The organism is uncultured Cyclobacterium sp. (genome assembly GCF_963976465.1).
Classification (GTDB): domain Bacteria; phylum Bacteroidota; class Bacteroidia; order Cytophagales; family Cyclobacteriaceae; genus Cyclobacterium.
In genome coordinates this window covers 1-12,183 of record NZ_CAXBOC010000115.1, presented here as the reverse complement: position 1 = coordinate 12,183, position 12,183 = coordinate 1, and the positions used below count along the sequence as shown (strand labels likewise).

Here is a 12,183-nt window from a genome sequence, read left to right as displayed (position 1 = left end):
AACCTATGAAGATGGATCGCCTTTGCTGGATCAAGGGCGCCTTTGGTACACCATGTCCATCAGAGGCCGCGCTTTGCCTCATCATATTCAGGGGGTTTTTAGTATGAATCCCTCCGTGTTTGACATCAAGTTAGAGGGAGTCATTCTTTTCGATAGGGGGGATGGTTTGTTGAGAAATGAAGTTGCCTCACATCTTATTTTTGACAGAAATGATAATTTATGGAAAGGGCTGACTACAGGTTTTAGTGCTTATGCCAATCCTGAATTGGAGAAAAAACAACTATTGGCCATTCAGAGTAGCAGGGATCCCAGGTTTGGTTTTTCAATTATGGAAGCCAGGGCTTTCGGAGTCGTCGGGGATATAGAGGATCCGCATATACTCTATGATGAGGAGACGAAAAAGTGGAGGATGTTAACCTGTGTGAATGAGGGGGGCTACAAAGCCATCGTAATGGAGGCCGACAAATGGGATAAGGGCTATATCAAAATTGCCGGACCTGTGGCACAAAATTCCACCGGAACTTCTATACAGAAAATTGGAAATGAACGCTATTGTTTTTCCGGTAGTTCAGAAAGAGAAATTTATATTTATACTTATCCCGATTTAAAAGAGGTTGGTACATTAAAAATGGATTTACCTCCTTGGGATAAGTCTTCCGGAACCCGGGTATGGCCCAATGTCGTTCAATTGCCCCAAGGTTATCCTTTCCGATATGTGGCTTTAATGATGGATAGAATTAACTACCCGGGAATGGTTGGGCCAAATTGGACCTATGGTGCCTTGTATCTTTACCATGGGTTTGAATGAGGGAGTGATTTTTAACCTTGTTCTTGTTTTTTGAAGTTTTTTATTCTTTTACACATCTTTTTTTATTGCCGCTAAAATTGCCTCTAAAGCCACCTATTGAAGGTTTCTGGGTGTTGTTAATAGGAGATTTCATTGGTTTTTCTACTGATTTTCAAAAGAAAATTCAATCCTGCTCGATCCAAGCTGCAAACTAGCTTCGTAACTCTAGTCAAATAAGTCATAAGAATCAATCCAATTTTCGATTGACCTAAAATGATGAAAACGAAACTAAGTTATTAACCTAAACTTTAAAAAAATGAAAAAGGATTTGATTAAACCGCAGGGTTTGGTGAAAGATGCCAACCGACGCAAGTTCCTTCAAAAGGGTTCATTGTCCATTGCTGCTGCAGGATTGTTTATGGTTGGATGTAAGGATGATGATGACATCATGCCCCCCATGAAAGAAGAAGGAGTGATGCTAGGGTCCGGAGATATTGGAATATTGAATTATGCCTATGCACTTGAACAACTGGAAGCAGCTTTTTACGCAGCGGTGATGCAAGGCGGCTATTTTGCCAATGCCAGTGCTGAGGAGAAGGAGATTATGGGCGATCTTGAAAAACATGAAAGAGCACATAAAGAATTTTTTAAAGCAGCATTAGGAAGTGCAGCCATTGAAGATTTAGAAGTAGACTTTAGCGCCATTAATTTTGATGATAGAATGTCTGTATTGAATGCAGCCAAAACTTTTGAAGATTTAGGAGTAGCTGCTTATAATGGAGCTGGCCAACACATTCAAGATGCAGGTTATTTACTTATTGCAGGAAAAATTGTTTCTGTAGAAGCAAGACATGCTGCTGCCATTAGGGATTTACTGAATCCCGGATCTGCGGATTTTGCGGGAGATGATATAATTGATGGAAATGGTTTGGAGCGTACGCTCAACTTTTCAGAAGTATTGACGGCCGCCAGCAATTATGTGACCACACCAATTGATTTCAGTCAATTGCCAAGCTAATTTTTAACCTTAACAGAAATAGACATGAACTTATTGAATTTATTAGATAAAATGTGTCCGGATACTAAAAATGCGGATGAAAAAGAAATGTTTTTCTCAAGAAGAGAAGCCTTCCACCGATTTGGGGATATGAGTAAAAAAGTGGCCATGGCAGCCGTTCCTTTGGGAATATTGTCTGCCTTGCCAAAAGTAGCAAAAGCAGATATTGAGAGCCTGATCGGTGTATTGAATTACGCTTTGACTTTGGAACATTTGGAATACAGGTATTACCAAATGGGGATTGATGCAGGAGTTATCGATGGAGCTGATACTGCCATCTTTGAAAAAATTCGAGACCATGAGTTGGCGCATGTTAATTTCCTTACGGAAGTTGTAGGGAATGTGTTGGGCGGAGACCCTGTAATGGAACCTGAATTTGATTTTACAGCAGGTGGAAATTTTTCTCCATTTACTGATTATCCAACTTTTTTGGCTTTGTCACAGGCTTTTGAAGATACAGGTGTGAGGGCCTATAAAGGGCAAGCCGGAAATGTGATGGAAAATGATGTGGTGCTTACCGCTGCCTTGTCCATTCATTCGGTTGAAGCAAGACATGCATCTATGGTGAGAAGGTTGCGTACCAAAAAAGGGCAGGACAGCATAAAAGGCTGGATAACCGGTGATTCCATAGGGACCTTGCCTGCTGCTACACAAGCCATCTACTCAGGAGAAGACAATGTCATGCATGGAGGAGCAGATGTAACTCAATTGACCGGAATTGATTCCGCAGCTGTAACGGAAGGTTGGGATGAACCTTTGAACAAAGATCAAGTATTGGGTATAGCATCCTTGTTCTTAGCGTAAGCAATAAAATTTTTTAGTTGGGGTTGAGTGCTTAGGTGTCATCTTTGTTGGAAGATGGCACCATTTTTTTTGTTTTAACTTTAATAATTTTTTTAAATGTATTTTCCTTATTATTTAAAATATACTGAATTAGTGTTCTAATATGAGGGAAAATTTACATATTTTGACTTTAAATTTAAAAGAGGTAGCATAAAGTTTATTAATCAATATTTTTAAAAATATAATATTAAAAAAAATGAGTATTAGCCGAAGAAAAGTCTTACAATTAATCCCTGTGGTCACAGGAGGTGTAGCTATGGGGGACTTGGAGTTTTTAGCCTTGGACAATCAAAGAAAAATCCTTGAAGGCGTGCGTTCATTTTTTCAGAAAACAGCTAATCATGATGGAACATTTAGTCCGGGTTTGCCCAAGAGCTATGAGGGGAATTCTGATACGAAATTTTCAGGAATTGCAGCACCTACCTATGCGGTGGTAATCCATAAAACCTTTGGTTGGGAGTTGCCTTATGAACAAGAAACAATAAATTTCTTTCTCTCTTGCCAAAAGGAAGATGGTGCATTTTATGCGCCCAGCGGTGAGGGAGATATGGAAACACCGCTCGCCAAACTCTACAATACGGTTCAAAGTGTGGCGGCATTAAAAATATTGGGCGTGGCGCCAAAATATGACCCCATGCCTGTGATTGAATATTTCTTTAAGGGTGGTGATTTTCAAGAGCTACCGCTTTATACAACCAGTTTCTTTGCGCTCTTTTTTAGTGCTTGGAACGAAAAAATGCCCCCTCATATTGACAATAAAATGAGGCGTTATTTGAGAGAAAATCAAACGGAAGACGGATACATAGGCAATCATGTGGCCTCCACTTTTCACGCTGCACATTATTTCAGATTAATAGGAGAGGAAACCCCCATGGCGGAAGAAATGGTGGGTCGAGTATTGAATGACCAAAAAGAAGATGGTTCCTGGTCCCTAAATCCACCTGATTGGGATGTTCATGCAGTCTTTGATGCGCTATTTATTCTAAAGCAAGTGGGTAGTAATCAGCGTAAAAAGGAGATTAAGCAAGCTTTTCGGAAAGCCAAGAATTGGATATTAAAGTGTCAAAATGAAGATGGAGGTTTTAGCCATTATCCCAATAGTGGTCCTTCTGATATTGATGCGGTCTATTTTCATGTTGCCGGTCTGGTGGAATGCGGCTATTTAAAACCCCAAAAAGGAATAGTAAATGAAGAAATTTATGGTTGGGGACATTTGATGGATCCGGACAAAACGTATAATTGCCTTATTTAACTAATGTTTTGATATTTCTATTTGGCTGGAAGCTAACTCCTATATTGCTATAGGTAGGGTTTAAAGTTTATGTTAAAAATTTACCTTTTTTCAATACTATTTTCACCTCATTTTTTACGTTTTTATTAACCCAGGGAAATGGCTGTGCAACCTTATTTTCTGGTAGTCAGGGGGTAAATTAAGGGGGAAAGGGATCTACCTGATATGGACTTAGGTAGGATTTAAGAAATAACAATTTTTTAAGCTAATGTATTTTGATATTTGGAAGTTAAAATATTTATGTACATTTTTAAGTGTTTTAAACCCTATAATCCAAATAAAATGAAATACGAACAACTTAGTTCTTATGAATTGTGGGGTTTGATTCAGTCAGCCGATAAGCAAGCTTTTGCTTATATTTTCACCACAAATTCTGATGATATTTTTAAGTATGGACAAAAGTTCACAACTGACTGTGAGCTTATCGAAGATGTAATTCAGGATATTTTTGTACGACTTTGGGAGCTAAAGAGTACCTTGGTTATCCATTCCTCCATCAGGTTTTATTTGTTCTCTACTTTTCGTAGAGAGCTGGTAAGAAGGTTAAAAATAAACCAAAAACATCAGTTGCTGGAAGATTATCACTCAAGTGTAACTTGGGAGGACTCATTTCAGGAGATTTTGATTGAAAACCAGATTACTCAAGAATCCAGCATGAAAATTACCTCTGCATTGGACAATTTATCTACCCGTCAGAAAGAGGCAATTTATTTGAAATACATGCAGGACATGTCCTATGAAGAAATTTCATCATTAATGGGGATAAAAGTGCCCTCCCTATATAACTTGGTTTTAAAAGGACTTAAGTCCATGAAGCAATTTTTAACCTCTTCTAATTATACAGCCAAAGTGATATTATTCTTTGGTGTTTTTGCTTAGGATCTCAAGATGTTTTTTTGATTTTTTAAAAATTAAATAATTATTTTAAAAAAAATCATCATTCCATGATGAGATTTACCAACAAGTTTCCTCTTTATTATATAGATCGTTGGTAAATGAAGTTCTACGAAAAAATTGAAGACTTTTTAGAAGATACATCTTTTAGGCAATGGGTGCTTAAAGAAGATGTCGCGCAGGATAAATTCTGGCAGGAATGGATTGCCTCAAACCCTTCCAAGATTGAGTTATTAAGCCAGGCCAAAACGATACTGTTGGAATTAGATGCCTCAACTTCAAATTGGACTAAAAAGGGAAAAGAAAATACATTTCAGGCCATTCAAGGTAGGATAGATATTTCTGACGAAAAAAGAAGAAGTACAAAAGTCTATACTTATACCTCTGATACTGTTGGGGTTCAAAATCGGATAAGGCTTATTTTGGGCTTGTCGCTTATTGTCTCATTTTCATTTGCACTGTTTTATGTATTTGTGACAGAGGAGAATAAAGAGGCAATTAGTGTAGTCCCCCAAGCCAGCGAATGGATAATAAAGTCCAACCCCAAAGGTCAGAAGTCCACCCTACAACTTGCTGATGGTAGCAATGTGGTTTTAAATGCAGAAAGTGAATTGCGTTTCAAGAGTGGCTTTGGTCAACTTCATCGGGACTTATTCTTGTCAGGAGAAGCCTTTTTTGAGGTTGCCTCTGACAGCATGCCTTTTCGTGTACACAGTGGAGATTTGATTACTACTGCATTGGGAACATCTTTTAACATTAATTCTTATCAAGATGATTGGGTGCAGGTACAGTTGGCCACAGGCAAGGTGAGGGTGATAAATGTAGCCAAGGACAATCAATCCCTAGAATTGATTCCGGGTGAAGAGGCGGTGATTGGAGAGAATAGTCAGTTGAAGAAAGGGAAATTTGACTTAGACAAAGCCTTTTTTTGGAAAGATGGGGTCTTGGTGTTTAATAATATGCCTTTTCAAGAGGTTGTTCGGACACTAGAACGCTGGTATGCCGCAGAAATAGAAATCAATAATTTCGCCCCAAAAAACTTAAAAATTTCTGCTGAATTTAAAAAAAACACCTATCTCAAAGATGTTTTAGAGAGTTTGGGTTATGCTTATAATTTCGATTTCTCAATAAAAAGTAAAGCAGTTAAAATTCAATTTAAAAAAAGTGAATAGCCTATGAAAAAAAAAGGCCAATGAATAGCAGTTCATTGGCCAATTCCAGAAAGAAGGAAAGCTCTCAGGTTACCTTCTGACTATCGTTTTAATGCCATTGATAACAGTAAAACTTTCAAATTTATGAAAAAATCATTACATGTACTTAGTATGGTGGGGAAATATTACCTATACGGCTTTTTCTTACAGCTGTTGTTTTTAAACCTAATGTACGCATCCCCTACCAAGGGGCAAAGCTCGTTGGATATCAGCGAGATTTATTTGAGCCTAGATCTTAAGGGTGCGTCTTTGGCAGAGTCCTTTAATAAGATCAAAAGTCAAACCGAATTTTCGTTTATCTATGACCAAGAACTGGTGAAAAATTCCAAACCAGTTGATCTTCAAGTTGAGCACCAAAGCTTAGAAAATGTTTTATTGTCCCTTGCAGCCAGTCATACCCTTTCTTTCAAGCAAGTAGACAATAGAATTAGTGTAAAAATCGCAAAGAAACATGTCAAAGTAAAAGAAATTGCCGTTGAGGTAACCGTAGCTGGTAAGGTAACCGATGTCAATGGGGACCCTATTCCAGGAGCAACGGTTTACGTGAAAGGAACTTCAAAAGGAACAGCTACGGACATAGATGGGAATTATACCATAGTTGCACCGGAAGGTGGTGTTTTGGTATTTTCATTTATAGGATTTGATAGCCAAGAAATTACCATAGGTTCGAGGAGTACAATTGATGTGGTTTTAAGTGAAGGTGTGGCCTCTTTAGAAGAAATGGTTGTTGTAGGCTATGGAACGCAGAAGAAAGTTAATTTGACAGGGTCCGTGGATGTTATCTCCAATGACATGCTAGAGGACCGTCATGCGGCCAATGTTTCGCAATTGTTAATAGGTACTTCTCCGGGTTTGAATTTTGGATTCGATGCCAATGGTTATCAACCAGGTGCCAAGGCTTCAATCGATATTCGTGGCATAGGCTCATTGAATGGTGGAGCTCCCTATATCCTTATCGATGGATTTCCTGGGGACATGAACTCTTTGAATCCGGAAGACATCGCCTCTATTTCCGTTTTAAAAGACGCAGCCGCCTCAGCCATATATGGTGCAAGGGCCCCTTACGGAGTGGTGATGATTACCACAAAATCCGGAAAAAAGGATTCTAAATTAACGGTCAATTACTCGGGGAGCGTTAATTTGGTAACCCCGGCGAAACTTCCAGGAACCTTGGACTCCTATACTTATTCCCGCGTGCTAAACGAGGCTGCTTTGAATAAGGGTACCACCCTTAAATTTAGCGAGGAAACGATTGATAGGGTGATCGCATATCAAAATGGCGATTATGATTATATTCGATCTCAGTTTCCTGCAGATTTTCCTGCTGAAAATATCACCAATTGGGCAGCATTTCCTACAGTTGGAGGTGGCTGGGCAGGAGGAAATGGTGAAGGCCATGCCAACAATGATTTCTGGGATCTTGCCACAGGTCCGAATGTAGGTCAGTCCCACAATCTCTCCGTTCAGGGAGGTTCGGAAAAAACTTCCTATTATATGTCTGCAGGATTCACAAACCAAGTAAGCTCGTTCACTTGGGCAGATGATTATAATAAACGCTATAATCTTACAGCTAAAATTAAAACCTCTTTGACCGATTGGTGGGATTTGAGATTTGAAACCCGCTTAATGAAAAACAACAGAAGTTTCCCATCGGGTGCAAGACCTGAGTCAGGTGATTCTTATAATGCACTCCTCCATATAATTTATAATACTGCACCAAAACAAGCAGTGTATGACAGTTTTGGGAATCAGGTACAGAGTAGTGTGAAAAGTTTTTTTGAAGCAGGGGCAAGTGATGATGAAACTACGGAGAACTGGCAAATCATTGGGACAGAATTGAGGCCTTTAAAAGGGTGGAAAATTAATGCCGATTTTGCCTATCAATCTACAGATTTTTATGGACTTCATGATGGCAGGGAGTTTGGTCAAATAAACTGGCTCACAGGTGAACAAACAGGTTCTTGGGTGGCTAGTCAGGTCAATGAATACCATCGCAGTGATTATTATTGGAGCTCTAATATTTTTTCTTCATATGAGTGGAGTTTCAATGAGTCACATAATTTTATGGCCATGGTGGGTGGGCAATATGAAACTGGAAAATACCGCTCCTTGGATGCACAGGCCAGGAATCTAATTGTTCCGAACATTATTTCACTAAATACGGCTACAGGCGATCCATCCATTGGTGAAGGCCTCAGCCAATGGGCCACTGAAGGGTATTTTGGTAGACTTACTTATAATTATAAAGAAAAGTACCTTTTAGAATCAAATGTAAGGTATGATGGTACTTCTCGTTTCTTGGAAGGCAAGCGATGGGGCTTTTTCCCTTCTTTTTCTGCAGGATGGGTAGTAAGCAATGAAGACTTTTGGGGCCAAACATCAGATTTTTTTAGTAGTTTAAAAGTGCGTGGTTCTTGGGGACAATTAGGAAACCAAAATGTTTCTGCTTATCAAGATCTTGCTTTAATTCAATTGTCTAAGAATATTTTAAACTGGCTCCCGGGATACAATCAAACCGGTCAGGTAGGTTACACTTTAACTCCCTCTTTGGTCAGTCCATCATTGACTTGGGAAAAGGCAGCCACTACAAATATTGGTTTGGATATGGCTTTTATGGCCAATAAGCTAGGCGTTAATTTTGATTGGTTTGAGCGAAATACGACCGATATGATAGGGCCCTCAGAAGCATTGCCCGGGGTACTTGGAGCCTCTGTTCCAAGGTCCAACAACTCCTCATTAAGAACTAGAGGCTGGGAACTTTCCGTGAAATGGAAAGAATATGTCAATTCTGATTTAAGTTATTTTGTTGGGTTCAACTTGTATGATGCGAAGGCAGTTATTACAGAATACAACAATCCAACAGGGTATCTTGGCTCATGGCTTGTAGGACAAGAAGTTGGAGATATATGGGGGTGGTCATCCCATGGATTGTTTCAATCACAACAAGAAATTGACAATCATGCAGATCAGTCATTTATTTATAATATTTGGAATACCGGTGATGTAAAATACGATGACCTCAATGGAGATGGAGTGATCAACAATGGTCAGAATACTATAGATGACCATGGGGACTTAATGTTATTAGGTAACTCAAGTGCTCATTATCAGTTTGGGATCAATCTTGGAGCCAATTATAAGGGTTTTGACTTTTCCATGTTGTGGAAAGGAACTGCCAAGCGGGACAAAGGCATGAACTATAATGATTATGCGTATTATGGTTTTAGGCGTGCAAATTGGTCACAACCAAAATGGGATCACTTGGATTACTACAGAGATACTCCGGGTACCAAGTATGTAGGTTTGTATGAAGGTGAGGCCAATATCAATACAGATGCTTTCTATCCTCGTCCCTATGAGGACAATTTGTCGAATGTAAAAAATCAGACGTATAACTCACGTTATCTGGGTAATTTTGCTTATATCCGTTTGCAAGATGTACAGCTTGGATATAGTTTAAGTGATAATGTGATTGGTAGATTTGGATTGAGTAAAGTGAGGGTTTACCTCTCAGGTTCCAACCTTTTGACTTTTGATCACTTGCCGGTGGGCATGGATCCGACCTTGCCTTCCGGAGGGTATCGTACGAGTACAGGGAAGGATTATCGAGCAGATAGAATTTATTCCATGGGCTTGAATGTGACCTTTTAATCTCATCTTTACAAAACTTATTTACTATGAAAAGCACTATAAAAATATTCTTTATATTGACATTATTTTCAGGTTGGTCTTGTACGGATTTTCTAGACAGACCCCCTTTGGACCAAATAGGTATTGATGATTATTGGAAGTCATCCGTAGATCTAAAAAATTATACAGCAAGGTTTTATGAAAGCTTACCTTACCATGAAAACAACCTTTCCACCGCAGGACGTGAGGCGGCAACCACCAATGTAACTTATCGGACAGCAAACTCCATTTTGAATGGGGAAACGACCTTGTCTACCGGTTCTTGGCAAAGTGGGTTTGCTCCTGTACGGAGCGTCAATATTTTTCTTGACAATTATAATAAGTGTGAAGACCCATACAGCTCTTGGAAACAATATCTGGGTGAAGCGCAGTTCTTTAAGGCCTGGATTTATTTTGACTTGGTACAAACCTATGGTGATGTGCCTTGGTATACCCATGCCTTGACTCCCGATGATGAAGCAGAATTAATCAAACCTCGGGATTCTCGAATTGTAGTAGTAGATTCAATTTTGTCCTTATTGGATAAGGCCATAATTAACCTTGAGAAAAGAGATGAAGCTCCGTGGGGAAATAATTCAATCAATAAGGAAGCTGCCTTGGCTTTTAAAAGCCGGGTGGCTTTGTTTGAAGGAACTTGGCAGAAATACCATGGTGATGATGAATTTGGTACTGCTGGTGCCGATCCTGATAAATATTTTCAGGCTTGCGTAGATGCGGGAAATGAATTGATCAATGGCGATTACAATGTGGGCATATTTTCGACGGGAAATCCTGATCAAGATTATTTTGACCTGTTTAAAACCGGTGATATGGGTGCTGTCAGCGAGGTATTGCTATACAGGGCTTATAATATTGGGGAATTTATTGGGCACAATCAAAATTATTACAATACCACAACTCCTTCAGAACTTGGCGCCACTTGGGAGTATGTGAGTTCACATTTAGGAAGCGATGGAGAGCCTATTGATTATCTGTCCATTGCCCAAGATATTAAAGGCAATGATTTTTTAGAGATGCTGGCTAGTGAAGTTGACTTGCGGTTGCGACAAAGTATTTGGATTCCCGGAGATGTCCAACATTATCCATCTGATGTAGTATTTGATTATCCACCAATATTTGCAGGGAGTCGAGAGAATAACCCTACTGGCTTTCAGGTGAAAAAATACGCTAACCCCGAGCAAGAATTAGATTATGCCAATGCCAATGACGCTGGGCGAATTATCTTTAGGTACGGAGAAGTGTTACTAAATTATGCGGAAGCATTGGAAGAATTGAATGGGACGGTAGCTTATGATCAGCTAAACCTTTTGCGTGAAAGGGCAGGAATGCCTGATTTCGAAGTGCTTTCTCAAGATGCAGATCCAAATAAAATTGAATATGGATATCCTATCTCTGATGCCCTTTATGAGATAAGAAGGGAGAGAAGAGTTGAGTTGGCCTTTGAAGTACTAAGAGAGCAGGATTGGAAGCGATGGGCAGCACATGAATTGTTTCTCAATAAACGTCCCAAAGGTTATCCTTTCAGCAGTATGGAATTTCCAGATGAGTCTCCGGTAGTTGATGAAAATGGTTTGCTAGATCCTTTACAAGTTGAATTGTCAAGTGGGTATAATTTTATTCCCGGGCGAAACTATCTTGAGAGTGTTCCACAAACAGAGTTGACCCTAAATCCGAATTTATCTCAGAATCCGGGTTGGTAAAGCTGGTATGAATCATATACTAATTTAAACTTCTAGTTATACTGTTAATTCAATTTATGGAAAAAAATAAAAATCGAGTAAATCCGGGCCTAGCGGCTCGGATTACTCATTTGAAAACGCTGCCATATAAAGCCCTGTTTTACGGCCTGATTCTCTTTTTATGCAGTTGTGCCCAAAAAGAGGTTAAGGTTTTTTGTATTGGAGACTCTACTATGAGTCACTACGATTTGAAAGGAATGGAGGAAAGGTATGGAGGGCCAGATTTTCCAAGGAGGGGTTGGGCCATGGCCCTTTCGGAATTCTTGAATGACAATGCGGAAGTAAGAAACTTTGCGGTAAGTGGCAGAAGTTCCAAAAACTTTAGGGCTCAAGGTTATTGGGACAAAGTATTGGAAGAGATTCAGGAAGGGGATTTTGTTGTCATCCAATTTGGACACAATGATGAAAAAGTAGAAGATACCACAAGATATACTGAAGCTTTCGGAGCGTATAAAGACAACTTAATTCGGTATGCAAAGGAAGCCGAAGAACATGGTGCTTTTCCTGTTATAGCTACCTCTATAGCCCGCAGGAAATTTAATGCAGAAAAACAGCTCGTAGATACGCACGGTGACTATGTATTGGCCTCTCGCGAAGCGGCTAAACAAGCAGGTGTTCCAATGATAGATTTAAATCAAATGATCACGGATTATTTAAATCAATTAGGGCCT

General features: G+C 39.4%; 8 protein-coding genes and 1 pseudogene. All 9 read left to right on the top strand.

What is annotated here, in order from left to right; translation table 11 throughout:
• Window positions 1-808, top strand: a pseudogene (locus tag AAC037_RS08595) (hypothetical protein); the annotation flags it as partial.
• A gap of 295 nt (window positions 809-1,103) precedes the next feature.
• Complete coding sequence (locus AAC037_RS08590; protein ID WP_339902599.1) at window positions 1,104-1,805, top strand: ferritin-like domain-containing protein; 702 nt, start codon at window positions 1,104-1,106, stop codon at window positions 1,803-1,805.
• A gap of 24 nt (window positions 1,806-1,829) precedes the next feature.
• Window positions 1,830-2,648, top strand: coding sequence for a ferritin-like domain-containing protein (locus AAC037_RS08585; protein ID WP_339902598.1), 819 nt, complete (start codon window positions 1,830-1,832; stop codon window positions 2,646-2,648).
• Window positions 2,649-2,883: 235 nt separating this feature from the next.
• A complete protein-coding gene (locus tag AAC037_RS08580; RefSeq protein WP_339902597.1) occupies window positions 2,884-3,939 on the top strand; it encodes a prenyltransferase/squalene oxidase repeat-containing protein in 1,056 nt (351 codons plus the stop codon).
• A gap of 321 nt (window positions 3,940-4,260) precedes the next feature.
• Window positions 4,261-4,857, top strand: coding sequence for a sigma-70 family RNA polymerase sigma factor (locus AAC037_RS08575; RefSeq protein ID WP_339902596.1), 597 nt, complete (start codon window positions 4,261-4,263; stop codon window positions 4,855-4,857).
• 116 nt (window positions 4,858-4,973) lie between these two features.
• Entirely contained in the window at window positions 4,974-6,044 is a 1,071-nt protein-coding gene (locus tag AAC037_RS08570) for a FecR domain-containing protein (protein WP_339902595.1), read from the top strand.
• Between the two features lie 123 nt (window positions 6,045-6,167).
• The gene (locus AAC037_RS08565) at window positions 6,168-9,734 is read left to right on the top strand and encodes a TonB-dependent receptor (RefSeq protein WP_339902594.1); all 3,567 of its coding nucleotides are present in this window, start codon (window positions 6,168-6,170) and stop codon (window positions 9,732-9,734) included.
• A 26-nt stretch (window positions 9,735-9,760) separates the two neighbouring features.
• On the top strand, window positions 9,761-11,473 hold the full coding sequence (locus tag AAC037_RS08560; RefSeq protein WP_339902593.1) for a RagB/SusD family nutrient uptake outer membrane protein: 1,713 nt from the start codon (window positions 9,761-9,763) through the stop codon (window positions 11,471-11,473).
• Between the two features lie 56 nt (window positions 11,474-11,529).
• Window positions 11,530-12,183, top strand: a 654-nt coding sequence (locus tag AAC037_RS08555) for a rhamnogalacturonan acetylesterase (protein ID WP_339902592.1), incomplete at its 3' end; no start/stop codon positions are given.